19 protein-coding genes are annotated in these 26,862 nt (G+C 57.5%); 2 read left to right on the forward strand and 17 right to left on the reverse strand.

All coding sequences use genetic code 11. From position 1 onward, the window contains the following. From EKM85_RS05270 to EKM85_RS05290, 5 genes are read right to left on the reverse strand one after another with little or no spacing between them, the layout of a single operon-like run. The gene (locus EKM85_RS05270; protein ID WP_125585231.1) at window positions 1-492 is read right to left on the reverse strand and encodes a PTS system mannose/fructose/N-acetylgalactosamine-transporter subunit IIB; all 492 of its coding nucleotides are present in this window, start codon (window positions 490-492) and stop codon (window positions 1-3) included. Window positions 493-495: 3 nt separating this feature from the next. Next, a complete protein-coding gene (locus EKM85_RS05275; RefSeq protein WP_125585232.1) occupies window positions 496-2,295 on the reverse strand; it encodes a glycoside hydrolase family 35 protein in 1,800 nt (599 codons plus the stop codon). 34 nt (window positions 2,296-2,329) lie between these two features. Next, window positions 2,330-3,490, reverse strand: coding sequence for an N-acetylglucosamine-6-phosphate deacetylase (nagA, locus tag EKM85_RS05280; protein WP_125585233.1), 1,161 nt, complete (start codon window positions 3,488-3,490; stop codon window positions 2,330-2,332). An 18-nt stretch (window positions 3,491-3,508) separates the two neighbouring features. After that, window positions 3,509-4,690: an SIS domain-containing protein gene (locus tag EKM85_RS05285; RefSeq protein WP_125585234.1), complete on the reverse strand. Its 1,182-nt coding sequence runs from the start codon at window positions 4,688-4,690 to the stop codon at window positions 3,509-3,511. Window positions 4,691-4,715: 25 nt separating this feature from the next. Beyond that, entirely contained in the window at window positions 4,716-5,432 is a 717-nt protein-coding gene (locus EKM85_RS05290) for a GntR family transcriptional regulator (protein WP_125585235.1), read from the reverse strand. A 363-nt stretch (window positions 5,433-5,795) separates the two neighbouring features. Between EKM85_RS05290 and EKM85_RS05295 the strand changes: the two genes are divergently transcribed. Beyond that, entirely contained in the window at window positions 5,796-6,140 is a 345-nt protein-coding gene (locus tag EKM85_RS05295; RefSeq protein WP_125585236.1) for an acetyl-CoA carboxylase, read from the forward strand. 264 nt (window positions 6,141-6,404) lie between these two features. Here EKM85_RS05295 and EKM85_RS05300 read toward each other — a convergent pair whose 3' ends face one another. From EKM85_RS05300 to EKM85_RS05315, 4 genes are all read right to left on the reverse strand, one after another. Then, complete coding sequence (locus tag EKM85_RS05300; RefSeq protein ID WP_164510673.1) at window positions 6,405-8,021, reverse strand: helix-turn-helix domain-containing protein; 1,617 nt, start codon at window positions 8,019-8,021, stop codon at window positions 6,405-6,407. A gap of 285 nt (window positions 8,022-8,306) precedes the next feature. Next, window positions 8,307-9,956 (reverse strand): ABC transporter permease subunit, encoded by a 1,650-nt coding sequence (locus EKM85_RS05305; protein ID WP_125585238.1) that lies wholly within the window; start codon window positions 9,954-9,956, stop codon window positions 8,307-8,309. A 13-nt stretch (window positions 9,957-9,969) separates the two neighbouring features. After that, entirely contained in the window at window positions 9,970-11,490 is a 1,521-nt protein-coding gene (locus EKM85_RS05310; protein WP_125585239.1) for a sugar ABC transporter ATP-binding protein, read from the reverse strand. Window positions 11,491-11,643: 153 nt separating this feature from the next. Beyond that, on the reverse strand, window positions 11,644-12,906 hold the full coding sequence (locus EKM85_RS05315) for a substrate-binding domain-containing protein (RefSeq protein ID WP_125585240.1): 1,263 nt from the start codon (window positions 12,904-12,906) through the stop codon (window positions 11,644-11,646). Window positions 12,907-14,168: 1,262 nt separating this feature from the next. Between EKM85_RS05315 and EKM85_RS05320 the strand changes: the two genes are divergently transcribed. Next, entirely contained in the window at window positions 14,169-15,059 is an 891-nt protein-coding gene (locus tag EKM85_RS05320) for a polyphosphate kinase 2 family protein (protein ID WP_125585241.1), read from the forward strand. A gap of 370 nt (window positions 15,060-15,429) precedes the next feature. Here EKM85_RS05320 and EKM85_RS05325 read toward each other — a convergent pair whose 3' ends face one another. From EKM85_RS05325 to EKM85_RS05360, 8 genes are all read right to left on the reverse strand, one after another. Then, entirely contained in the window at window positions 15,430-17,043 is a 1,614-nt protein-coding gene (locus EKM85_RS05325; RefSeq protein ID WP_125585242.1) for a glycoside hydrolase family 13 protein, read from the reverse strand. A gap of 137 nt (window positions 17,044-17,180) precedes the next feature. Beyond that, a complete protein-coding gene (gene pgmB / locus EKM85_RS05330) occupies window positions 17,181-17,858 on the reverse strand; it encodes a beta-phosphoglucomutase (protein WP_225418935.1) in 678 nt (225 codons plus the stop codon). A gap of 15 nt (window positions 17,859-17,873) precedes the next feature. After that, the gene (locus tag EKM85_RS05335; protein ID WP_125585244.1) at window positions 17,874-20,171 is read right to left on the reverse strand and encodes a glycoside hydrolase family 65 protein; all 2,298 of its coding nucleotides are present in this window, start codon (window positions 20,169-20,171) and stop codon (window positions 17,874-17,876) included. Next, on the reverse strand, window positions 20,171-22,357 hold the full coding sequence (locus EKM85_RS05340) for a glycosyl hydrolase family 65 protein (protein WP_225418936.1): 2,187 nt from the start codon (window positions 22,355-22,357) through the stop codon (window positions 20,171-20,173). Before EKM85_RS05340 ends, EKM85_RS05335 begins: the two co-directional genes overlap by 1 nt. A 30-nt stretch (window positions 22,358-22,387) precedes the next feature. Beyond that, window positions 22,388-23,035, reverse strand: a complete 648-nt coding sequence (locus EKM85_RS05345; protein WP_125585245.1) for a DUF624 domain-containing protein — start codon at window positions 23,033-23,035, stop codon at window positions 22,388-22,390. 193 nt (window positions 23,036-23,228) lie between these two features. After that, complete coding sequence (locus EKM85_RS05350) at window positions 23,229-24,797, reverse strand: type 2 periplasmic-binding domain-containing protein (RefSeq protein ID WP_125585246.1); 1,569 nt, start codon at window positions 24,795-24,797, stop codon at window positions 23,229-23,231. Window positions 24,798-24,829: 32 nt separating this feature from the next. Next, complete coding sequence (locus EKM85_RS05355; RefSeq protein ID WP_125585247.1) at window positions 24,830-25,747, reverse strand: carbohydrate ABC transporter permease; 918 nt, start codon at window positions 25,745-25,747, stop codon at window positions 24,830-24,832. A 13-nt stretch (window positions 25,748-25,760) separates the two neighbouring features. Next, on the reverse strand, window positions 25,761-26,705 hold the full coding sequence (locus EKM85_RS05360; RefSeq protein WP_125585253.1) for an ABC transporter permease: 945 nt from the start codon (window positions 26,703-26,705) through the stop codon (window positions 25,761-25,763). Window positions 26,706-26,862: the final 157 nt, after the last annotated feature.

The raw sequence follows: 26,862 nt of genomic DNA on the forward strand, positions 1-26,862 counted from the left end.
TTAGCCCCTCCTATCTTTTTTCAGCAGCGGCATAAAGTCTGCGGCCGCATCCCCTGGCACCATCTGAGCGATCAGGTGAACGCCCAAGTCATTCAGTTGCTGGAAAGTTTCGACGTCCTTGTCGACCACGTTGATCGACTTCGTAATGGAACGCGTCTCGTCTGTTTGCGACATGTTGCCCACGTTCAGTTCCTTGATCGGGACCCCGGCCTGAACCAAGGCCAGATAGGTCTCTGGCCGCTTGGCCACCAGAAAGACTTTCTGGGAGTCATAGCGGTGGTCAAGGAGCTGCTGGGCGGCACGCTGCGTATCTAAGACCGAAAGTCGCACGCTTTCCGGCGTGGCCATGCGCAGGCCACTCTTTTCAACATCACTCTTCGCAGCGGCGTCATCCACCACAATAATGCGGCTGGCCCCAAGCTTGGTCGTCCAAAGGTTGGCGACCTGGCCGTGAACAAGCCGGCCATCAATTCGTGCTGCAATAATTGCCATAAATTATTCCTCCTTTTTCCCTGTTCCCTCATAGATTGGGTGGTCGACCCGGTGTAGCTCCTCCTGAAACCGGCCCTCGGTCTCAAAGACGATCACCTCGTTGACGCCTTGGTGCAGCATTCCTGCCGGCACGTACAGCGACAACGTGGGACCGCGGTCCCAGAACCTGCCAACATTGACCCCATTGACCAACATCACCCCCTTACCAAAACCACGCGTATCAAGATACGTATCCAACGGCTCCGCTAACTCAAACTGGTACCGATAAAAACCCGGCTCGCCCGCCCGCCACGCCTTGGTGAAAGCGACCTGTGAGGCTCGCTTCAGATCTAGCACGTACTGCGTAAAGCCGGTGATAAAATGCAGATCCACCATTACGCCGGTGCGGATCCCCTTCTGTTGCGTGATCGCCCCGAGCTTGGGGCCGTAATTCACGCGGCCCATGTTCTCGACTAACAGATCCAGCTGGTGCCGGCCGGCCGCCGCCGGCAGCGGCAAGGGTGCGCCGATCGCCTCTTGGTACTGAGTGCCCACCGGCTGCCGGTCCAAGAAGACCTGGACCCGGTCGCGCGCATCGATGACGCGCAGTCCGGCCGGCTCGCCCTTATCCGTCCCAGCGATCAGCGGGTGCGCGCGGTAAAGCGTGTAGCCCACAGTTTGCCCCAGCGCCTCCTGCGGCTGAGGGTATGCGGCGCTGATCGGCGCGGCTAACTGGTCGAGCACTTCAAGCAACGAGACCTTCGCGGTCAGCTTGGCACCCCCTGGCGGCAAGGTCGCCTTCACTAGCGGCGCCTTTTGCGGCAGCAGCGGCATCACCTCATGCACCATTTGCTGAATGGCAAAGTACTTCGGCGTGGGATTCCCCTGTTCGTTCAGCGGTGCGTCGTAGTCGTAGGACGTCACCTGCGGCAGGTCGTGCGCCAGGCGCGCGGAGGTGCCATTCATGAACCCAAAGTTGGTGCCACCGTGAAACATGTACAAGTTCACGCTGCCGCGGTTGATCACCTCCCGCAGCGCGGCGGCAGTGTCCGCCGGCGCGCGGCGAACGACGGGCTCGCCCCACCGGCTGAACCACCCGTCCCAGAACTCCATGCACATCAGGGGCCAATCGCGGCCGTGGGCGTGGTGAAACGCCGCCAGCCGCGCAAAGTTATGCGCCGCCGCGGAGCCAAAATTACCCGTGGCCAAGACGCCCTCGTCGATGAGACTGCCGGCGTTCAGCGCCGCCGGCCACGGCCCATCGGCAGTGAAAAGCGGCACGTCCACGCCGTGTTTTCGCATCAACGCGCGCAAAGCCTTCAGGTAGGCGTGATCCTCGCCGTAAGACCCGTACTCGTTTTCCACCTGCATCATGAGGATGTTGCCACCATGGGTCACCTGATGAGCGACCAGCTCGGGCATCAGATGCGCATAGTACTGGTCAATCGCCTCAAGGTACCGCGGATCGTTGGTGCGCAGCCGCACCTGCTTAGGCAACAGCCACGCGGGCAGGCCGCCAAACTCCCACTCCGCACAGATGTAGGGCGCCGGACGCACAATGGCGTACAGCCCCAGGCCCTGCGCCATGGCCAGGAATTTTTGCACCGCCAACATGCCCGTGAAATCGAACTCGCCTTCGCGCGGCTCGTGAAGGTTCCACGGCACGTAGGTCTCGACGGTGTTGAACCCAAGGGCCTTCAGGTTGTACAGGCTGTGGTACCAGGCCGCGGGATGAACGCGAAAGTAGTGGATCGCCCCAGAGAGGATCTTGAAGGGCCGGCCGTCGAGCAGAAAGTCGTGATCGATCGCAAACGTGGTCGTCATCGCCGTCCTCCTTTGCTTAACGCCGCAGCGCGGGCTACTCTGCCCGCTGGTAGGCGACCTGGCCGTCTAGGTAGGTCGCCTGCAGCTGCAGGTGGTCGTCTAAAATCAGGTAATCCGCCGCCCGGCCCGGCAAAATGCTGCCGCACCGATCAGCGATCCCGCATGAGGCCGCCGGGGTCTGCGTCGCCATTTTCACAATGTCTGTCGGCGTTGCCGCTTCCCACCTCAGCAAGTTGACCAGCGCATCCTTCAGCTGCAAGACCGAACCGGCCAAGCTGTCCCCGTCCTTGAGGCGGGCCATCCCGTCTTTGACGTACACGGCAAACTCGCCCAGGGTGTAATCGCCATCCGGCATCATCCCGGCCCGCATGCAGTCCGTGATCAGTGCGACGTGCTCGGGCCCCACCAGCCTGATCAGCGTCTTGACCACCTCGGGGTGCACGTGGTGGCCGTCGCAGATCAGCTCATCGCAGACCCCTGCCAGCGCCATCGCCGCCCCGACCATGCCTGGCGCCCGGTGGCTGAGCGGGCTCATCCCGTTGAAGGTGTGGGTGAACACCGTGGCCCCGGCGTCAACGCAAGCTTTGGCCTGAGCAAACGTCGCGTCGCTGTGGCCGAGCGCAACCACCGTGCTCGCGCTTGCCACGTGCTCGGCGAACGCTGCGGCACCGGCGCGTTCAGGGGCGATCGCGATTTTCCTGATGAGACCGTTTGCCGCCGCTTGCCACTGCTCAAACTCGGCCACGCTGGGATTCTTAAAGTACTTCGGGTTCTGGGCCCCCTTGTGCTTGGTCGTGAAGTACGGCCCTTCAAAATAGAGCCCCTGAATTTTCGCCCCGGGTTCTTCTCCGGCGTGAGCCGCAATCGTGGTGCAAACATCCTTCAGCTGGGCAAACGAGCCCGTCAGCGTCGTCGGCAGCCAGCTGGTGACGCCCGCCTTGACCAAGTTGCGGCTCATTTCGGCGATCCCGGCCCAGTCGTTGTCCATCACATCGTGGCCGAGCAGGCCATGGATGTGGGTGTCGACCAGCCCCGGCGCGACCCACCGGCCCGGCAGTTCCACGACCTGACCAGTCGGCCGCGCGCCTTCCGGCAGGTACGCGCCGAACTTGCCGCCTGAGGTGATCTCCAGAAACCCGCCTACTTCCGTCGCGTGCGGCAGGAAAAACTTTGCTGCGTGAATGTACTCGCTCATTTCAGTTCCCCCCATGGCTTAATTGGTCGCCGGAAAATCGTGCAGGATCACGCCTTTGACCACCCGATTCACCGTCCCGGTTGGAGAGGGCGTGTCCGGCAGATTGCCGATCTTCACTGAGGCCAGCAGCGCCAGCATCTGGGCGAAGATGAGGTCAGGCAGCGCCTGGTACGCATCGGGCAAGGCCGGGTCACCATGGTCAAAGGAGAACGCGGTGCCGGAGAAGTTCTCAGCTTGTCGCGTCCCGATGGCCAAGACGGTCTCGGCGATGCCGTCGCCTTTGATCTCCTCCAGCACGTCAAGGTCGTACTGGCGGGTGTAGGCATCGTTGCTGAGAAAATCAAACAGAAGCGTCTTACCGTTCACAAAGCTCTTCGGCCCGTGCCGGAACCCCATCGAGGTGTCAAACATCGTGGCAAAGCGCCCAGCGGTCAGCTCAAGCACCTTCAGCTGCGCCTCACGGGTCAGCCCGCCCAGACTGCCGCTGCCGAGGTAAACGATCCGCTCGAAGTCCTGATCAACGACGGCCTGGACCGCTTCTTCACGCGCCAGCGCTTCGTGCCCCATCGCCGCAATCGTCTGGACCCACTGCCGCTTTGCTTCCAGGGAAGCGGTGTCAAATACCAGCAGCGCACTCAGCAGCATGCAGGAGAAACTACCAGTCATGGCAAAGCCCTTGTCGTTGGACCGGGCCGGCTGCATCAGCAGCAAGGTTTGCGGCTCCGTTTTGGCCTTCTCTGCCAGTCGGCCGTCCGGCGCACAGGTAATGCTGAGCTGGTGGAGGTTTGAAACCAGCTGCTCGGCCAGCTCGACCGTCTTCAGGCTCTCCGGCGAATTCCCGCTTCTGGCAAAAGAAACCAGCAGCGTCGGCGTATCCGCCTTGAGAAAATCCGTCGGGGCGGAGACGATGTCCGTCGTGCCAATGGACTCAAAGCTAAACTTGGTCCGGTCGCCATGGGCCTGCAGGTACGGTGCCGCAGTATCCCCAACGTACTGAGAGCTCCCGGCACCGGCGAAGATCACCCGCACCACCTGGCCGGCCGCCGCTGCTTCGACCTGCTTCAGGAAAGCGGTAATAGCTTGCTGCTCGCGCTCATAGTTCGTGAACGCTTCCTGCCACAACTCCGGCTCCTGCTTGATCTCCGCCGTCGTGATCTGGGCGCCTAATTTCGTGAGTGCTTCTGTAGTGAGTTCAAACAATCTTGTCCCCTCCAATAGTTGACTGTTAATGATTAACGTGATGAACGTGGTAAACGAACTTATCGGCGCGCGCAACGCTTTCGGTGTACTCAATGATCTCGCCTGTGTCCGTGAAGGTCGTGCGCTGGATCTTCAAACAGGGTGAATTGAGCCCAACTGCCAGCAGTGCAGCATCTTCGGCCGCCATCAGATCCGCGTAGAAGGATTCATCCACCGACGCAATGCGGATCCCATAATGGTGTGCAAACAAGTCGTACAGCGCAGTGCCTTGCAAAAGTTTGACGTCAAACCCTGGGAGTAAGGCCGCCGGTAAGTAGCTCCGCTCGACCATCAGCGGCTGCCGATCAGCCAGCCTCAGTCGGTCGAGCACGAACACTGCCGCACCGTGGTTGACCTCCAAGCGGTCGGCCACGTGAGGAGAGGCTGGGACCCGTTTAAAGCCCTCCACGCGGCTTTCCGGATGGCGGTTCATCGCCCCCATCTGCCTGGTGAAACTAAATGAACCCGCGACGTCGATTCGATTCTCCAACCGCTCGGCCACAAACGTGCCCTTCCCCGTACTGCGATAGATCAAGCCGCGCAGAAACAGTTGGTTCAGCGCCGCTCGCACCGTATTGCGGCTCACGTGGTACTGCTCGCTGATCGAGCGCTCCGAGGGCAGTTTGTCGTTTGGCTTCAACTGCTGCTTGATCAACTGCTCAAGTTCCGCCGTTAATTTCTCGGCCAGCGATATTCGCCCCATGCGATCACCTCCTGTGGTCCCTACCACGCGAACTTAAGCCCTAATGAAACCGCCGTCAAACAAGAACCCTCGAATTTCAGCATGATATTTTCGTTTTTTAATTCATTTGCCATAAAGTGCCCTTTTAAAACTGAATTTGGCTAGTTGTGGGCTTTAAATATGGTACCAGGTACTATAATTGGTCCCCTATATAACAATCATAATTATGAATATTAGTTATTTAATTTGACGTGCTGTTTTCCGTGTGGGCAATCTAATCAGCCAGTCGGCAAAGCAGCTTGCCCGTTAAAGAACAGGTGAATCACCCCCCCAACGGTTGCAAAATACAAACACATGTTCGATAATCTTGATGAGGTGATCATCATGGCTGTTGCCCAGGATGTACGGATTTTAAATGAGCGGATCGACGCCGCATTCCGCCGGCGCCACCAGACTCGCTACGTCCTGATGGCCAGCAAGGAGCCTGACGGGACCATTTCGTTTTTCATGAACATCTCGCCTAAGGACCGGCGGCGCCGCTCAGTGCCGCTCCACAGCCTGAAAACTGCCGATCTGACCTACTTTGAGCAGGTCATTGCGGGGATTCAGCGCCACACCCACCTGTCGATCGACTACTGCGGGTTTGGCCCCAAGGACTACTGGCCCCAGTCCGGCCGACGCATCGAGTCCAAGCCGCATCACCTTGAACACAGCGCGTTTGACTGGTGATCGGGCGAGCGAGGGTTGCCACCACTGCATGGCCGTCTGCGGCTTGCTTTGCGCGAACAGGATGACGGGCGGAGTCCCCTAATCGGGCTGCAGGGCCGCAACGGGGAAGTGGGTAGCTACGCCCAGGGCCTCGCCGGCAAAAAACGCCAGCAATGCCCTGGGCTAGGCTACCCATTCCCCTAAGTACGCGGCCCCTTCGCACCTTACAAAAAAAGGAGCATCGCCGCGTTGGGCAACACTCCTGGTTTCATTAACCGTTATTCGTTATGACTTGCTTCCTGATACCTGCGCCAATCCACTCCGGTACTGCGTCGGGGAACTGCCGAAATGCTTTTTGAAGACGGAACTGAAGTAGTTCGGATCTGCGTACCCGACCTGATGGCCGATCGCCTGGCTCTTTTCGGTCGTCTCCAGCAGCAGCCGCGCCGCGCGATCCATCCGAAAATCCGTGAGGTACGTAATGAACGACTGCCCCACCTCCCGCTTAAACAAGGTGGAGAAATACGAGTTAGACACCCCCAGCGCATGGCAGACATCGTTGAGCGAGAGCTGCTCATCGCTGAAATGGGCACGGACAAAGTCCTTCGCGCTTTGGATCAGCATGGTGGACGAGTTATCACGGGCGGCAGCCAGCCGCCGGTTCAACGTCGTGCAGAGGTCAAGCAGCCATTCGCGCAGGGTCTGCGGGGACAGTTCTGGCAACCCGGCATAAAGCTCCTTAACGTTGTCCGTCAGCTCTGGCAGGTGCAAATGGTTATTGACCGCAAACCGGAACAACGCAGAGATCAAATCGTTGATGATGACGGTGTGATGCGCCATACAGGTGGCCGTCTGGTTGATGTTCTCAAGGTACTCGTCAACTGCCGCGGCAATTGCTTCGTCAGAGCCGGCATGCACGACCTTGAACAGCTGCGACAGCGCCGCATCGGATAACGGGGTGAAATCGGTGATCTCCGTAGGCGCGATTTCCCGAATGTTGATCACCTTGCTGGCGCCGTAGAGACTGCGGTAAGATACCGCCGTGCGCGCCCCTTGGTAGGCCCGCGGCAGTTCCAACAAGTCATCGATCACCGCGCCGACGCCGATCGTGATCACCGCCCCGAGTTGATTTTTGACCAGCTTGCAGAAGCGATCGGCGTTATCGGTCACGGCTGCGGATTCTGCCTCGTCTGGCAGCTGAATCACCATGACGTTGTTGCGCAAATAAGTGAAGGTCACAAGCGAATATAGCGCACCAAAAAAGTCCCCCGCCTGCTTATCGACCTGCGCTTGCAGCGCCAGTCCGTCCATCCTTGCTGGTACCTGCGCCGCTGAAGTATGCAGGACTAAACAGACGTAGTAAGGACCACTCAGTGCCACCTGATAGTCATGCAGGTAGGCCTCCAGCGTCTGCCGCTCCACTTGACCATCCACTAGCGCGGCGTAAAAGTTAGCCTGCATCAAAGGCAGCGAATCCCGGTAATACTGCTGCATGGCGCGCCAGTTCTGCGCCGTGTTGCGCCGCTGATTCAGCCGCTGGCACAGCCTGGCAAAGGCGCGGTGCACCTCGCCCGCATCCGCGGGCAGGCTGAGGTAATCCGTGACCCCAAGGCGCAGCGCCGCTTGGGCACACTCAAAATCGGCGCAGTCCGTCAAAATGACGAACTCCGTTTCCGGTGAAATGGCTTTGCCGCGGCGGACCAAGTCCAACCCATCGACATCGGCGACCCTCACCTCGGTCAGTACCACATCTGGCCGCGCCGATTGAATCATCTTTAGCGCCGACGCGGTCGAAAAGACGGTGCCGATCACGCTGAAGCCAAGTCCTTCCCACTGGACTGTCTCCTTCAAGCCCGAGGCAACCGCCGCGTCTTGCACAAATAGTACGCTGTACTTCCCCATCGTCATGCTCCTGTCTGGTCCTCAACCCAATGTAATCGCATTTACTAAAACACACAGCGCCTTTATCAATCGATTTTAGTATATCATGCAAGCGCTTAACTTCAATCAAAAGCACTTCCCTTAAGATTATATTCTCGTGGCATAATCATTAGGATATCATCATCAATGGCAGCCGCTCGATCCATTAAAAAAGCCGCGGCCCTGATTGCAGGCCGCGGCAACTCAACAAAGTGCACCGGCGATGATCAAGTCGCCGCCGAGTTAGTGATCAAGACTAATGCCACGTCACTTCTTCTGGACGTACTTCAGGGAATCAAGGGTCACCGCGACCAGAATGATGATCCCGGAGAAGACAAACTGCAGGTTCGTATCGATCCCGAGGATGGTCAGCGCGTAGGTCAACGCGGTGAAAATGGTGACCCCGACAACGACCCCGGAGATTTTACCAATCCCACCGGTGAAGGAAACCCCACCGACCACGCAGGCCGCGATGGCGTTCATTTCCCAGCCTTGCCCGTACGCCGCGGACCCTGACCCGACCATGCGGGCACATTCAAGCCACGACCCAAAGCCATACAGGACCCCGGCCAGCACGAAGGCGCCCAGGGTGACGGCGAAGACGGAGATCCCGGAAACGGAAGCGGCTTCGGGGTTGCCCCCAACCGCGTACAGGTTCTTACCAAAACGCGTCTTGTTCCAGATAAACCAGACGATGGCAATCGCCGCGATCGCCCAGATGATGATGGATGGGAAGCCGCCGATCTGCGGGATGATCATCCCTGGAATGGCCGGATCGATCGCCCCGAAAGACACCCCTTTGGTCGCGTAGGTGACCAAGCCGAAGATGATCAGCGTGTTGGCCATGGTTGAAATGAACGGGTGCATCCCAAACCGGGCGGTGAAGAACCCGGCAATCGCGCTCAGCACGGTCGACAGGACAATGCAGACGGCCAATGCCAGAATGACACGCGGCCACAGGCCCATTTTGGAAAAGTCGAAGAGGTGGCCGAACACCTCCCCAGTGTTGGGGCCTTGGTGCATGATGATGGTGGAGGCGGTCATCCCCATCCCGACCATCCGGCCGATGGACAGGTCGGTCCCAGTCAGCAGGATGAGCCCTGCCACCCCGAGGGCCAGGAACATCTGCGGCGAAGCCTGTTGCAGGATGTTCAGGATGTTATTGTAGGTCAACAGGGACGTCCCTTTGATGATCGGCGTGATGATTGCCAAGATGATGAAGACCACGATGATGGCAAAGTACAGCCCGTTGCGCAGCAGGAAGTCGCGGCGGTTAAATGTGTACTTGTAGTTCTCCCACTTTTGCTTCATCTCCTCGGCGAAGGTAAACTTCGACATCCGCAGCAGATCAAGCAAATGGTACTGGTAGTTGAACGCTTCGTGCTGGCGATCCTTGATCTGACTCTGCCGCGCCTGGAGCGTGACCTTGGCGTCGAACAGTTTGTTCTTGTGGACGTAATTTTCTTCCTTGATCTCACTGCGATCAGACAGCTTGGCCACCGTCGCCTTGTGCTCGCTTTCCAGCTTGGCGACCTGCTCATCGTAGGCCTTCTTGGCGATCACCTTTTCCTCGGCGCAGCTGGCAGCGACCGGCTGGTAGTACTCTTGCTCAAAGTGTTCTTTGAGGTACGCCTCGGCCTGGGCAATCAGTTTGCTGACCTGATCTTTGTTGGCCGCCTCGACCTGCTTGGCCCCGACCAGCGCCTGTTTATCCGCCTCAATGCCGGCCTCGCGCTCGGCCTTGCTCAGGCTCTTGTCCCGCTTCATGGCCTCAATGTGACTGTTTAAACTGATGACCCGATCGGTCCCGTCCTTGCGCAGGTCATTGATCTGGGCTTGGATCTTGCCCACTGCCTCATCGATCGGCTTGCGCAGGGCTGCTTCGGCCTGCGCGGTTAACACTTTACTTTCTGCCATGTGTGTCTCCCCCTTACATGTATTTCGCGCTGAGCCTTAGCAGCTCTTCCTGATTGGTCTTTTTCGTCTCAACGATCCCGGCCAGCCGGCCATCGGACATGACGCCAATGCGGTTCGTGATGCCCAGGATCTCAGGCATTTCCGAAGACACCACGATGATGGTCTTGCCTTCTTTGGCCATCTTGATGATCAGCTCGTAGATTTCATACTTCGCCCCGACGTCGATCCCCCGAGTCGGCTCGTCCATCATGAAGATCTGCGGCGCCCGTTCCAGCCACTTACCCACGATCACCTTCTGCTGATTACCGCCCGACAGGCTAGCGATCAACTCATCTGGGCCCATCGTTTTGGTGTTCATGACCTTGATTTCATGTTGAGTGGCCTTGGTCATCCGCGGATTGGATAGTGCCGGCCCCCGGCGGTAGGCGTTCAGGTTCGTAATGGTCGTATTGAAGGTCAAGCTTCCCTTCAGAAACAGCCCATTGGCCTTGCGTTCCTCGGTGATCATGGCAAAACCGTGCTCCATCGCTTCTTTGGCGGAGTTGAAGTTGCTCAGTTTGCCGTTGAAGTAGACCCGGCCCGCGGCCCGCGTCCGCACCCCAAAGATCGTCTCGAGCAGCTCAGTGCGCCCCGCGCCGACCAATCCGTAAAGGCCGAAGATTTCGCCCTTGCCGACATCGAAGGTAATGTCTTGCAGGTACGGGGCAAACTTGGTGGATAGGTGCTGAACGGATAAAATCGTTTTACCCACCGTGTTATCAACTGGCGGGAAGCGGTTGTCCAGCGGCCGGCCAACCATGGCTTTGATCAGCTCGTTCAGGTTCGTGTCCTTGGTGTTCTTGGTCATGACCAGATGGCCATCGCGCAGCACCGAGACCTCATCACAGATCTGGAAGACCTCATCCATCTTATGGGAGATGAAAATGATCGAAATGCCCTGACTTTTCAGCATCCGCACCATGTCGAAGAGCTTTTCCACTTCCTGATCCATCAGCGAAGACGTCGGCTCGTCCAGCACGATCACTTTGGAGTGGTAGGAAATGGCCTTGGCGATCTCGACCATTTGCCGCTGCGAGACGCTCATCTTGCGCATCGGCTGGGTCAAGTTGACCGTCATCCCGAGCCGCCGGAACAACTCGGTGGCCTCCCGGCGCATTTGCGCTTCGTTCACAACGCCCAACGAAGTCGTTGGGTAGCGGCCCAGGAACAGGTTATCGAGAACGCTGCGATCCAGCGCCTGGTTCAGCTCCTGGTGCACCATCGCGATCCCGTTTTCCAAGGCGTCTTTCGGTCCGGCAAAGGAGACCTCCTTTCCGTCAAGGTAGAACTCGCCTTCGTCGCGCGTCTTGATCCCAAATAAACACTTCATCATCGTCGACTTGCCGGCGCCGTTTTCACCCATCAAGCCCATCACGGAACCTTTTTTGACGTCCATGTCGATGTGTTGAAGCACCCGGTTGCGGCCAAATGACTTACTCAGGTTGCGAATGGCAAGCATGACGTCTCCGCCAATCACTGGCTTATCCGGGGTCATTATTGTTGATTCCTGCATCCTAATTCATCCTTTCCAGCGCCTGCTTAGATTTTTTTGAAAAAACAACTCCAGGTAAGGGGGCGGCCCCGAAACGCGAGAAGCACTTTTCGGCGATCCCTTATCCCTGGAGTTGCGGGTGGTGCAGAGGCGGAATTACCGGCTCAGAATGGACGTGTATGAAGAACCGTTGTCAGTCTTAACCATGTTGATGGCAAACGCGTCATACTCGCTTGGGTTGCCCAGCCGGTTCGTAATGTTCGATTCGGTCTGGCCGTCGCCGCCGATGTATTCAACCTTCAAGTTCATCAGCTTGGCGTACTTCTTCAGCAGCGGCTGGTAGGTCGCACCCAGGAAGTTATCTGAGGAGTTGTAGATGTCCAGCCAAACTTTCTTTTCTGGTGAGGTCTTAGTCGAAAGCTGCTTGGAAGCATCAGGATAGGTCTTCGTTGGGTTCATGAAGTCCTTGTAGTTGTCCGCGGTAACTGGCACGTTCATCGCGTAGTAGGAACGCTCATTTGCGCGGTATGCGTAGGTGTCACTGGCCAGCACGTTGCCAACCTTGTCCTTCGTTTCGATCCCGGCCCCCTTCTTGGCACCATCCAACGCATTACGCAGCACGCGCAGGGTCAGATAAGCTTGGACGTCGGCGTGCTGACTGATCGTGCCGCCGTAGCCTTCTGCGATCGCGGCAACGGCGTCGGAGTTCGCATCGTACCCGAAGGTTGGGACTTTGTTCTTCTTGGACCAAGCGTTGAACATCGCCATGCCCATGCCGTCGTTGTTCGACGCGATAACATCGATCTTCGGGCCAAGGCTGGATGCCCAAGTGCCGATCGCGTTGCCGGCAGTTGCGGCATCCCAGGTCGCGCCTGAGTTATTCTTCATTTCCTGAGAAGCCAACTCACGGATCGTGTAGGATTTGCCTCCAACGGTCAACTTGCTGTCCTTCACGATCGCGGACTTGCCATCTGAGTTCATCCCGGCTGGTGCCGAGTTGATATCGCCGCCCTTCTTCACGCCGGTGCCCAGCGCGGTCCGGACCCCGCGAGTACGCGCGATCGAATCGTTATGGCCAACGTCACCGATGGCCAGCACGTAGCCAATAATGCCATCATGGTTGCGATCAATTGTCGCAATGTTCTTGGTGATGTAGTCCTTGACCATCTTCCCTTGAACTTCAGCCCCCTGCTTCGCATCGAACCCCACATAGTAGGTGTCCTTGTTGAATTTCAGGGTCGTCATGTCAAGCTTCCCGTTACTCGAGTTAGACGGCTGACGGTTGAAAAAGACCACTGGTTTATCTTTGTTCGCCACGGTCTTATCTGAGCCGCCGCCTGACTTAGAGCCGCAGGCAACGAGCAACAGAGATGCCCCCAAAACCAAAGACAAAGCCTCAAGTGCTTTTTGCTTCTTCATGGTGTAAAATTCCTCCCTTTGAGCGCGTCCTGTATGCGCTTTCTTGATTCTCAGTGTACAGGGCTTGCGATAAGGGAACCATAGAATATTATTGGCTGGACCTTGAATATTTTTGGAAGTTTAGTTTAAAGAAAATCAATTAAAGTAGCCTTTTGACGGCGAAAACAGCTGCTTTCGCGGCATTGTGGGCCCGCCTTGAACACTTGTTTACCAACGACTAGCGCCAATATTTTAGTAAAACTTCCGCCGGCGACGTAATCCGCTAAGTGCGCGAGCCTTCTGCACCTTCTAATCGGGCGACAAGCTCGCAACGGCAGAGCACATAGCTACGCCTGACCCTTCACTCCCTTTGCGAGCAAAGCGCCTGGCTAGGCTGAGCGTCTGCCTAAGTGCGCGAGCCTTCTGCACCTTCTAATCGGGCGACCGGCTCGCAACGGCAGAGCACATAGCTACGCCTGACCCTTCACTCGCTTTGCGAGCAAAGGGCCTGGCTAGGCTATGCGTCTGCCTAAGTGCGCGAGCCTTCTGCACCTTCTAATTGGGCTGCGGCGGGCAACGCGGGAGTGTGTAGCTACGGCGAGGGCCTCGCCGCCAAAATACAGCGGCAATGCCCTCACCTAGGCTACCCATCCCGCTAAGTACGCCAGCCTTCGCACCTTCTAATCGGGCTGCGGCGGGCAACGCGGGAGTGTGTAGCTACGGTGAGGGCCTCGCCGCCAAAATACAGCGGCAATGCCCTCACCTAGGCTACCCATCCCGCTAAGTACGCCAGCCTTCGCACCTTCTAATCGGGCTGCGGCGGGCAACGCGGGAGTGTGTAGCTACGGTGAGGGCCTCGCCGCCAAAATACAGCGGCAATGCCCTCACCTAGGCTACCCATCCCGCTAAGTACGCCAGCCTTCGCACCTTTTAATCGGGCGACGACTTGGCAACGCGGAAGTGATTAGCTACGGTCGCGGCTTCACCTGCTGCGCAGGCAAAGCCACAACCTAGGCTAATCATTCCGCTAAAACCGCCAAGTCTTTGCACCTTCAAAAAAAGCCACCCCAGGCGGTTGGCTGAGGCGGCTAACGATTGAAGAGGAGTAGAACAGAAATGACAAACTACTGTCGCTTGAGGGCAGCTCCCAGACGACAGTTGCAGTTTACCCCCTGCACGCACCGCTGGCAAAATATCTGCCTCGCCCCTTTTAAAGCCCCAGCCCTGCGCCGCGCCACCGCATACTCGTATAATAGAAGCAGACCAGCAAAGGAGGCCAGCTCATGCAACTCGACTTATCGCACTTCACGTACACCGGCAAGGGCGACTTCAAGCTCAAGGACTGGGACAATGATATTCCTAAAACTGAACAGGGGCTCACTGAGGAAGAGATCAGAGCCGAAATCGCCCAGGACGTGCAGACGCTCGCCGCCGCTCAGAGTATGCTATACGCCCAAAAGCGGTACAGCTTACTCTTGATTTTCCAGGGCATGGACGCTGCAGGCAAGGACGGGATGATCCGGCATGTGATGACCGGTGTCAATCCCCAGGGCACGACGGTTGTCTCCTTCAAACAACCAACCGCCGAGGAACTCACCCACGACTATCTGTGGCGAACCCGGGTCGCGTTCCCCGCGGCCGGCAACATCACGATCTTCAACCGGTCACACTACGAGGAGGTCTTGGTCGACCGAGTCCACCCCGAGAACCTGCTGGCTGAGCACCTGCCTGGCATTGACAGCGTGGCCGACGTCACCCCGCAGTTCTGGGCACAGCGCTACAAGGACATCCGCCAGCTGGAGAACATGGCCAGCCGCAACGGCATCGTCGTTGAGAAATTCTTCCTTTACCTCAGCAAAGACGAGCAGAAGGAGCGGTTCTTGGACCGCATCGAGCAGCCGGATAAGAACTGGAAATTCTCCGCCGCCGACATTCAGGAGCGCCGCTTCTGGACCGACTACCAGGAGGCCTATCAGGACGCCATTGGTGCCACTGCGACCAAGCACGCCCCGTGGCACATCATTCCCGCCGACAACAAGTGGTTCGGCCGCCTGATCGTGTCAAAACTGATCTTGGCGCGCCTGGCCAAGCTGCCCCTGGCCTACCCGGCGGTGACCGCGGCGCAAAAGGCAGGTCTGCACGCCGCGCTAGCAGAATTGACCCAAACAGACTAAGCCTTGAGCAAGTGAAAGGCCCTGCCGTTTCCGCTTCGAAACAGCAGGGCCTCCGTCAGGGAAAACATCGCTTGAGCGCTGTGCAATGGCGCCAGAATGGCCGGCTTCTTGCGCCACCATCATTGTATGCCCGGTGCACGTCGCCGGCAAAAGATATGACTTGATCACAGGGGGCCCCGCCATCATCCGGACTGGATGACGACGGGGCGCTTTTTTCTTCAGTTCATGTGGGACACGGGGGATGCAGGCGAACCACCGCCATTTTTTACTAAAAAGTAGGTTAAACACCTAATTATCAGACCCACCGCATGCCTCGGCGATGGATTTAAGCCCGTTGTGCTTCCGCAACCTCACCACCGCCGACACTATTTTAGGCCAGGAGGATCGCTCTGACTTCGTAGGGTCGCAGCGTCGCCGTGTGGGCCACTGCGTAATTATGAACGAGCTGCTCGCCGGCAGCCGCGGCGGCGGGGCAGGCAACGGTCTCTGCCGTGAAGTTGGCGGTGACCACCAGGGTCTGGCCGTCAAGCGTGCGGGTATAGCACCACGTCTGCTCATTGGTCGGGTCAAGCAGCGCGTACTGAGCGTAGACGATCAGCGGATACTTTCGCCGCAGGGCAGTGAGGTGCTGGTAGAAATAATACAGGGACTGGGGATCCGCCAAGGCCGCCTTGGCGTTGATCGCCGGATAATTGGGATTGACCTCGATCCACGGTCGCCCCTGCGTGAAGCCAGCGTTGGCTGAATCGTCCCACTGCATCGGGGTCCGGGCGTTGTCCCGTGAGCCGTGATGAACGCCTGCCATCATTTGGTCAGCCGTGAGCTGGCCGGAGTCAACGAACTCGTGGTAGGCGTTATACGTTTCGATATCCCGGTAGTCCGCGAGCTGGCGGAACGCGACGTTGGTCATGCCCAGCTCCTCGCCCTGATAGATGTACGGCGTCCCCTGCATCAGATGCAAGACCGCGGCCAGCATCTTGGCAGACAGGACCCGGTACTGGGGCCGATCGTCACCAAAGCGGGAAACCACCCGCGGCTGATCGTGATTATTCCAGTAAAGTGAGTTCCAGGCTTTGCCCGCCAGCACCGTCTGCCAGCGCGACAGGATGGTCTTGAGCGCCACCAGCGACCACGGGTGCTTTTGCCACTTGCCAAACTGAGGGTCAAAATCCACCTCCATGTGGTCGAACTGAAAAAGCATGTTGAGTTCGTGCGCGTCAAAGCCGGCATACTGAAGTGCCTCTTCCGGCACCGTGTCGGAAGTCTCGCCGACGGTCATGATATCGTAATGGCTGAGGACTTCTTGATTCATTTCCCGCAGGTAGTCATGGACCCGCGCGCCGTTGCGCGGGAAATACGTGAGGTCGTCTGGGACCCCGTGCTTATCGATCAAATTGATCGCGTCTAGACGGAACCCATCGATCCCCTTGGCGAGCCACCGCCGCATCATCGCGTAGATGTCCTGGCGCATCGCCGCGTTGGCCCAGTTCAGGTCGGGTTGTTTTTTGGAGAACAGGTGCAGGTAGTACTGCTTGGTCTTCGCATCGAATTGCCAGGCCGGGCCCGAGAAGTTCGACTGCCAGGCGTTGGGCCGATCGCGCCAGAAATAGTAGTCCCGGTAAGGATTGGTCAGGCTGGCGCGGCTGGCCTTGAACCACGGGTGCTCATCTGAGGTGTGGTTGGCCACCAGGTCCATGATCAGCCGCATCCCGTGGGCGTGCACGGCCGCCAGCAGTTCATCAAAATCCGCCATCGTGCCAAAATCGGCCATGATGGCCTCATAGTCGCTAATGTCATAACCGTTATCATCATTCGGCGATTGGTAAACGGGACTCAGCCACAGCACCGTGACCCCGAGCTGCTGCAAATAATCCAGGTGCTGCATGATCCCGCGCAGATCACCGATCCCATCGCCGTTGCTGTCCTGAAAAGACCGCGGATAAATCTGGTACACGACCGCTTCTTGCCACCAGTGTTTTTCCATCAGTACCTCCTATCGCGATTGAAGCGAACTTTTACCGCGCGGTGCCGCACTCCGGCACCCTGGCGCCAGCGCACAAAAGGGACCAAAGGCTGGCCCCTTTTACTTGCCGCTTGGGGCTCACCAGGTGCGGCAAGGCGTCACTGCACCGGGTGCGCCGCCATAAACGCATCCACGATTTTCGGCAGCGCGACGTCCGCAGTCGTCGTGAAGTTCAAGTCAGCCTGGTGCAGCAGCTTCGGATCGCCGATCCCAACCGCAAATTCGCCGGCCGCCTTGATGGCCTGAATGCCGGCCACCGCGTCTTCAAGGCCAACTGCCTCGCTTGGCGCGATTTTCAGCAGCGCCGCGCCGCGGGCAAAGATCTCCGGATCCGGCTTGCCGCGGTGCAGCGTGGCCGGGTCGACGATCGCATCAAAGTAATCCGTCAGGCCCAGGCCGGTCAAGATCCGCGGCGCATTTTTGGACGCCGAGGCGAGAGAGATCCCGTACCCGCCGGCCTTGATATCATCCAGGAACTGCTTCATTCCCGGCAGAATGTCGCTGGGGGTCATGTGACTGATCAGGCTAATGTAGTAATCGTTCTTCTCGGTCGCAAACTGCGCTTTTTGCGACTCCGTGTAACGGTTCTCCTGGTTGCCGAACCGCAAGATCACGTTCAGCGAATCCATTCGGCTGACGCCCTTTAGCTGCTCGTTCACACTCGGATTGATCGTGATCCCCAGCTCGTCCTTGGCGATCTTGGCCCACGCCTGATAGTGGAAGCGGGCCGTGTCCGTGATGACCCCATCTAAATCAAAGACAAATCCTTTCAGCACTATAATTCCCCTTTTCTATGCTTGCCATACGGCGGGAATACTCAGCTTCAGCGGCGTTTCCCCGACCTGTTCCAGCTTGTCATAAAGCTTCAACGTCACCGGGCTCGTCGCGGTGATGGTCACCGTTTGCGCGTTGACTTGGACGTGAATATTTGCCCCGCGGTAGTTGATCTTGAACGCGTAACCCTGCCACTGCTTGGGCAGCCCAGGATTCAGGCTCAAAGTCGGGCCATCGCTGCGCAGCCCACCAAAACCGTACACGATGTTCAACCAGGCCGCTGCGATCGACGTCGTGTGCAGTCCGTCGCGCGTATTGCGGTTGTAATTATCCAGGTCCATCCGGGTCGCGAACCCGAAGAACTTATACGCGTCAGCGGCTTTGTGCAGTTCTTGCGCCATGATCGAGTGGATCGAAGGCGACAGCGAGGATTCGTGGATCGTCCGCGGCGTGTAGTAGTCATAATTCAAGCGCTTGGAGCGCGCGGAAAAGTCGTTGCTGTACAAGAACTGGAACATCAGGACGTCGGGCTGTTTGATCATATCGTTGCGGAACAGCCGGTCGTAGGACCAGTGATCGTACAGCGGAAAATCGCTGACCGGGATTTTATCGACATCCACGTGCGGCAGATCGTAAAAGCCCTGCTGCTGCTCGATCATCCCGTTGTTATCGCCCAAAAATACCATGTGGTCGCTGGCGTCCTGCCAATCGGCCAGCTCCTGGTCGGTAAAGTGGGTCTTGCGCTGCAGGGCTTGGTAGGCGGCCGGCGCCTTGGTCTTCATCGCCGCCACGACCTTTAAGGTGTAGCTGAAGGTCTTCAGGCCCATGTAGTTCGTGTAGGCATCGTGATTGACCATTACCTGAAATTCATCGGGGCCCATCACGCCGTAAAAGCTGAACTCGTGCTTGCGGTTCCAATCCCCGCGTGAGTATAGGAAGCGGGAAATTTCCACCAGCATCTCGGCGCCGTGCCCGTACAGGAAGTCGTGATCCCCGGTCAGATGCGCGTAGTGGAACACCGCGTAGGCCACCGCGGTGCTTGGCTGCAGCTGAGTATTGGCGTGCTGCCACAGGCTGGTCGACTCGTCCCCGTTGATCGTTGAGATCGGGTAGCTCGCCCCCTGACAGTCCACCATCTGCGCACGCCGCTTGGCCGCGGCCAAGGTTGAGTAGCGAAATTCGACCAGGTTTTTGGCGGCCTTGATATCGTTGAACAGGTAAAATGGCAGACACATCGTTTCAGTGTCCCAAAAGGCCAAACCGCCGTACGCCTCGCCCGTCAGACCCTTGGCACCGACGTTATTGGTTGGGCTTTGGCCGTGATAAGTCTGGGCCATTTGGAAGATGCAGTAGCGGATCCCCTGCTGGTTCTCGGGGTCCCCTTCGATCTGAATATCGTTGCGCTGCCAGAAATCGTGCCAGTAGGCCCGCTGCTGGACCAACGCGTCGTCATACCCGACCTGCGCTTGGTTGTCAGCCAGCCCCTTCGCCCACACCGTGTCATTCGGCACATCAGGCGTTTTTTCGACAATGTTGGTGACCGCCTTGTCAAACACCAGGGTTTGGCCCTCGGTCAGCCCCAGCGTCAGCTGCCGCCCGACCACCCGCTCTGCCTTGACCGGCTCATTGGCTTTGAGCGCGCCGCCTGCAACCTTGATCTTCGCCAGGGAGAAGACGCGTTTCCGCGTGGCTTTCGTTTTGCCCAGGATCCCAAACTGCTCGGGGTCGTTGAATTCGCGAACGTCCTCCCAGTAAGAGCCGGCCTGGTTGCTGTGCCGCGTGTCAAAGTTGATGCGCGTCGTGAGCGTCAGGTCGCCGGCGAAATTCTGCGGGGTAATTGCCAGGCGCTGATAAACGTTGCTGGCGATCTGCATTGAGACGAAGCGTTCAAACCGCAAAGCTAGCTTGCGGCCATCCGCGAGCGTCCACACGAAGCTGCGCGTCAACACGCCCGTTTGCAGATCCAAGGTCCGCTTGAACGCGGAGAACTGACTGTGATGCAGATCGAGCTGCTCACCGTCGACCACCAGCCGCAACGAGAGCCAGTCCACCGCGTTGACCATGAAATGGCCCCGCTTTTGGATGCCCGCGTAGATAATGGAAGGATCGTTTGGCGTGTATTCGTAAACCCCGTTAAAGTAGCTGCCGACCAGCCGATCCCCGCTGTAATCTTCGTCAAAATACCCCCGCACACCAGAATACTCGTTGGCAATCGAGAAAATCGATTCGGCCACCCGGCCATGCTCGGGATCAAACCCGGTCTCACTCACCGACCACGGGGCAATATCAAAATACTTATCAGCTTGTTTTGCCATTACTTTTTCCTCATTTCATTAACAGTTGCGTGATCATTGGCAATGGTCACCTCATACGCATGGCCCTGATAATTCACCTGAAAGGCCATCTTGTGCCAGGACTGCGGCAGGTGCGGGGTAAACTGAAGCCGGCCGGCGGCCACGTGCATCCCCGCAAATCCGCGCAAAGCAACTAACCAGGCGCCGGCGTTTCCTGCCGGGTGCGTCCCGCCGATGTAAATATCGCCGGCCCACTGCTTTGATTGACCAGTCAGATCGACCGTGGCGGTTTGCTCAAAGAAGTGATGCGCGGCCTCCGTTTTGCCCATGCGGGCCGCTTCGATCGCGTACATACTCCAGCTGAGCGAGGAGCCGTGTTCAGTGCGCGGCTCGTAGTACGCATAGTTGGCCGCGTGGGTCTGCGCCGAGTAATCATCCGGGAACAGCGCCAGCATCATCACCACGTCAGCCTGCTTGAGCACTTGCGTTTGCGACGCGACCCCGTAGGCCCCGCCCCAGTATTCGTGCGGGTCAAGCAGCCGGGCGCGGACTGTCGCCACCGAGGCGTCCTCAAGTTTGAAGTAGCCGTCGAATTGCTCGATCACCCCTTGGTCATCGACCGTTGGCTGTTTCAAGCGCGCCAAGGCCATTTGCAGCTTGCTGATCAGAGGGTGGAAGTCCAGCCGGGCCACCAGCTTGGCCGCCTCCGCCGGCGCCTGTGCTTCAAGGGTCTGCAGCGTCTGCAGCGCGATCTGCCAGGTGGTCTGCACGAGCTTGTTCGTGTAGGCGTTGTTATTGACCCGCTCGTGGTATTCGTCCGGGCCGATCACATCGTCGATGCTGACGACCTGGTCGAGCAGGCCAGCCTTGGCATAGGAAAGGTAAAACCGGGCACACTCCAAGATCACTTCAGCCCCGCCTCCGGTCAGCAGGCTTAAATCATCCAGCCACTGGTAGCTCTGCCAAATGGCAAGCGCAATGGCCCCGGAAATATGCACCTGTTTGTCGCGGAAGTACGTCCGCATTGGCCGCTTGGTGAACACATCCGTCACGTTGTAGTCGGAGCAGGCATCAAACCCGTCCTCCTGGCTTTCCCAAGCGTAGAAGGCACCCTCAAACCCGTAGCTTTGGGCCTTGGCTTTGGCGCCTTTCAGCCCCTTGAGGCGGTAGCCGATCAGGCTGTGGGCCGTTTCAGCATCGGTGGCAAGAAAGAAGGGCAGCATGAACATCTCCGTGTCCCAGAAAATGGCCCCCTTGTAGGTCTGCCCGGAGAGCCCGCGCGCCGGGATCGACTGGGCGCGGGCGTGGTGCGGCGCAATGGCAAGCAGCTGGTAAATGCTGTAGCGCAGGTGCTTTTGGTCGGCGTCATTGCCCTCGATCCGGACGTCGCTGCGTTGCCAGTAGCCCTGCCAGGCTGCCCGATGTGCGGCCAGCCAGCCGTCAAAGCTAGTCTGATCGGCAGCTCGCACCTTGGCCGCCACTGCCTCACAGTTGTCATCAACCCCGACACCAAACAGCACCGTCAGGGTAACGGGCTGTTGCGGCGTCAGCTGAAGCGCGTAGGCATAGGCCTGGCCGTGCTCGCTTTGGATGAGGGCCCCCGCGGCCTCAGGCAGGAACTGCTTTTGCCACACGCCGACCTGCCGATGCAGCTCGCCGGTCGTCGCAACGACCGCAAGCCCGCCGGGAAAGTGACTCGCCGCGGCGGCGGTCAGGTGGGGCCCATTGATGTCCCAGACCTGCTGATCGATCCCGCAGGTCAACGTGATCGCCACCGGCGCGTCGGCGACCACCGTATAGCGCATGCCGCCCAGGGTGTGATCCGCCCCGGATAAGAAGCGCAGCGTCGAGACCGTCACGCGGGCGCCGCCAGCCTGAAACACGCTGCGCCGGCTGAAGGTCGCGGCCTTAAAATCCAAGGTGACCGAATGCGTGAGCGGCTGCTGGGTCAAGACGCTCAGGGGCTGGCCCGCAAACATGAGCCGGGTAAACAGCGGGTTGGGCGCGTTCACGGTCTCGCGCCACTGGTCACCGCGGCGATCGTAGACCCCGGCCAAGTTCAAGGCGACTTGCTGCGCTTTGGTATACTCAGCCAGCGTCCCGCGATAGCCCATATAGCCGTTGGCCAGCAGGAAGCGATTGCCAAAATCGGTGATCTGATCAGCTTCATACCCGGTTGCCGTCAGCTGCCAAGCTGCATCATTCAAAAGTGTTCCTCCTCATCCAATGAAATCTGGTTACGCTTCGATCAAACTCACAATGTGCCGAAAAATCAGAGTCTGCAGCCAGGCGCACACGCCGAAGCCAACAAAACTGAACCAGTAAACCAACGTCCAGACGCCGATCGCACCAGCCTGAAGCAAGAACAGCGGCCAAATGGTGACGAGCACCATGAGCAGGCTCCACCCGGCGTGATGAAGGAAAATGATGAACAGGTTGCGCAGCGCGTGGGGAATTGTTTCCTCGTAGCGACTCAGGTAGCTCGGCAGCAGGGAAAGCAGGATCGCAGTCGCCACTGCGATCACCAGCAGCGTGTTGCCTAACAGTAGGTGCAGCGTGATCGGCAGCTTATCCAGGTAGCGCAGGTCAAAGGCGATGACGGCCGCCGCCGCGGCGGTGAACACGCCGAGCTTCAGGCCCTGCTTCAGGTTTTGCCTGAAGAAGCGGAAGTAGTCGCGCGTGACGTGGGCCTCCTGGTTAGCCAGCACCCGGGCCATCGTGGCGTTTGCGCCCATTAAAGCCGCCGGAATGGTGATCAGCGGCAAGGCCGTCAGCAGCATCCAGAAATTGAGCAGTAAGACGTTAGTGATATTTTCCAGAAAATTCATGAAGCTGCTACCGTAAGTGAACGTACTTTTCATGCGGTCTCCAACCGAAACTTTCACGACTGCTTCCTCCTTGATTTGGGGTCTGGTGAGTTGGTCAAACGGCAGTGCCTTGGTAAAACCCTGCGCTAGCGCAAGGCTTTACCAAGGCCGGATGCCGCCGGCTTAATGCAAAATTGAAACAAAAAACGAGGCAGGCGCAAACACGTTTCTTGCCCTCGCCTCGTCTAGCGGTCAGAGGTCTTGCCCTTGACTACTTGTTGACACTCTTCTCGTAACGGCTATAAGCGGTCCGCTGAGTCTTCACGAAGTCCTTGAGGCCCATCTGATTCAGCTTGCTGATGTAACCGTTCCAATCCTTGTCCACGCCGCCTTTGGTGACCCACTTAGAGGATTGCTGTGTCACGAAGGTGCTGATATCGGTGTACTCCTGGGAAGTCTTTTGCAGCTCTTCTGGGGAGAAGGTGACGTTCGGGAACGCTGGGCGTGCGTACTTCTTGTACTTAGCATCCAGCTGAAGCTTCTCGTAGTCGCCGTTGGACTTTGGCAGGATCACTTTCTTGTCGAAACTTTGGTCAGAGTACTTCGGCCCGAAGTCGCGGAACGAGTTGGTCCAAGCAAAGATATCGGACGATTGACCCTTAGGTGGGGTCAGGACCTGAATGCGACCGTCAGACAGCTTCTTGGTCCCCACACCGAAGGAACCGTAGTAAGTCTGGAGCGAAGCATCGTTGGTGTAGAACTTGTCAGCCCACTTCATCAGCTTGTCCACGTTCTTGGCGTGAGTCGTGACCAGCATTTCGTTGCGTGAGTAGTTCCAGTGCTCTGGGTCAGAGTTGACGTAGCGCTTACCGTCAGGGCCTTTCAGCGGTGGCAAAGCGACGTACTGATCCGCGTTGGCACCAAAGATCGCGTCAGCAGTCCAGCCCGCAGCAACCCCGACGATCGGAGTCTTGGCCTGAACCTTGGCCTGACCTTGAGAAGCATCTTCAGTAAAGATCTGGGGATCGATCAAGCCCTTCTTGAAGGCATCAGCCATGTAGGCGATCCCAGCTTTGTAGTTGCTGGTAACCGGCTGGTAAACGGGCTTGCCGTTTTGCATCGCCATGTTCTGCGCCGCCGGGTTCGGTGAGGTAATGCCGAACGGCTGGATGAAGTTCAGGATCGCATCGTCATTACCAGCACCGTAAGGAATCTCATCATGCTTGCCGTTGCCGTTTGGATCGTCATTCTTAAAGGCTTCCAGCACCGTGATGAAGTCCTTGTAGTTATCAGGCATCTGCAGGTGCAGCTTGTCCAGCCACGTCTTGTTGATAAAGAGCTGGTTTGTGATCTTTGGCCGCATCGGTGACTTCTTTGGCAGGCTGTAAATGTGTCCATTTGGTGAGGTGACCATGGCCTTCAGGCTCGGATCCTTCTTAAAGGCCCGCTCCAGGTTCGGCATGTCTTTCTTGATGTACTTCTCCAAAGGAATGAAGCTGTCCTGGTTCTTGGCCACTTCCGCGTCCGTCAGGCAGATGTCACCCCAGAAGGCATCAGGCAGATCGCCACCGGACATAACGACCGACTTCTTATCTGGCCAGTCAGAGTTCAGGTAGGTATCCCACTTGACCTTGATCCCAGACTTCTTTGCGGAGTTATCCACAAAGCCCTTCGTGAACTTATTGCCCCAGTCGGACCAACGAACCGTCGTGATCCGGTATGACGGCTTGCCAGAAGTATCACTAGCATTGTTTTTCGCGTTGGAACTGCAGCCGGACATGACGCCGGCCAGTGCGGCCAAAGCCACACCGCTTGCAAGCACGCGTTGACTAATCTTCATCAGTAAATTCCCCTCCACTAATATTATCGGAACTACCCTTTAACCGATCCTAACATGACGCCTTGGTTAAAGTACTTCTGCAAAAACGGATAAACCATCATGATGGGCAGCGTCGAGATAACGATCGACGCGTACTTCATCATGTCTGACAGCTGCTGTAACTCAGCAGCCAGCTGACCGGTCGTGTTACCGGCGACTTGTTGATTGGAAATCAGGATCCGGCGCAAGATCAATTGCAAAGGTTGCAGGTTCTCGTTTTGCAAGTAGATCAACGCGTTAAACCATTGGTTCCAGATCCCAACGGCGGTCCACAAGCCTAACACGGCCAGGATCGCTTTTGACAGCGGTAAGACCATACTGAAGAAGTACTTAAAGGTCCCAGCGCCGTCCAGTTGCGCAGCCTCCCAGAGGCTTTCGGGAATACTAGATTGAAAGAACGTCCGCGCAACGATGATATTGTACGGTGAAACCGCGAACGGAATGATCATGACCCAGAAGCTGTTCAGCAGGCCAACCCCTTTAACGGTCAAGTAAATTGGCACCAGGCCGCCGCTAATGAACATGGGAATGACATACAGGACGTTGATCCATTTGCGGCCGACGAGGTCTTTCCGCGAAAGGGCGTAACCTGCTGGAATGTTGACTGCTAGGCCAAAGGCAGTGCCGATCACCGTGTACAGGACGGTGTTGCCATAACTACGCCAGATGATCGGCTGCTTGAACAGGGCTTGATACCCCTTGAAATCCAAATGCGACGGCCAGAGCCAAACCTGGCCGTTGGCGACCTCAGCTGGATTACTAAAAGACGCGATAATGATGAACCAAAGTGGGTAGATGATGGCCAAAATCATCAAGATAGCGAAGGCGTAAATGAAGATCTGAAATGCAAGATCCTTGCCACTCAGCTTCACCTTTTTTGGTTTGACTTTGTGCGGTATTGCGAGTGCCATGACTTTCCCCCCTTTAGAACAAGCTTGTATCCGTCGTCTTCTTAGACAGCCAGTTGACGCCGAGCAGTAAGATGACGTTGATCACAGTATTAAACAATCCAATGGCAGTGGACAAACTGTACTGGAAGTTCTGCAGTCCGATCTTATAAACATAAGTCGAGATGATCTCACTTCCGCCCAGGTTCAGCGGGTTTTGCAGCAGCAAGACCTTTTCAAACCCAACGTTTAGCAGATTCCCCACACTCATGATCAAGAGGATCATCACGGTCGGCATGATCATGGGAATATCAATGTTGCGGATCTTCTGCCAGGCCGTCGCGCCATCCATCGTGGCCGCTTCGTAAAACGTCGGATCGATGCCGGACAAGGCGGCGATGTAGATGATACTGTTCCAACCGATGTTCTGCCATACGTCGCTCCAGACATAAACGTGTGCAAATGCGCTTGAGCTCGACATGAGATCTGGCAACTTTGCTCCAAACAGACGGAATATGTTTGCCACCAGCCCGCTTTGCGGGGACAGGAAGATCAAGATCATCCCACACATGACCATGGTACTGATAAAGTGGGGCAGGTAGGAAATCACCTGGAAGCTCTTCTTGAAGCCCGCTTTGCGGATCTGGTTGGTCATGATCGCCAAGGCCACAGGTAGTGGTGTGTTGACGGCAAGGCTGTAAAGACTAATTACCAGCGTGTTTCTCAACGTTATGGGGAACTGATAGGAACGGAAGAATTGCATAAAATTGTCAAATCCAACCCAGGGGCTGTGAAATACCCCCAACGCCGGTGAATAGTTCTGAAACGCCATAACCAGACCGTACAACGGGATGTAAGCAAAGATCAGCAGCAGCACTGCCGATGGTAACAGTAAGATGTAAAGCGGCAGGCTTTTCTTGAGATCTCGTCGCTTTCTGGCCTTGCGCCGCAGTTTCAGCTGCGCAGTCGACTCATCGCTCATTGGCACTTGCATATCCATGTCTCTTCCTCCTTTCTTAGATGAGTGTACTGTATCCGCTTTCAGGCTCGCTATAACTCAGCCGAGACATAATGACAGAATGCAGTGGCCCATTATCCTCCCCACAGGGGCCGCTCGCGGCTTGGAACCTGATTGTCTG

Origin of the sequence: Lacticaseibacillus jixianensis, from assembly GCF_003946485.1 — a bacterium.
Lineage (GTDB): Bacteria > Bacillota > Bacilli > Lactobacillales > Lactobacillaceae > Lacticaseibacillus > Lacticaseibacillus jixianensis.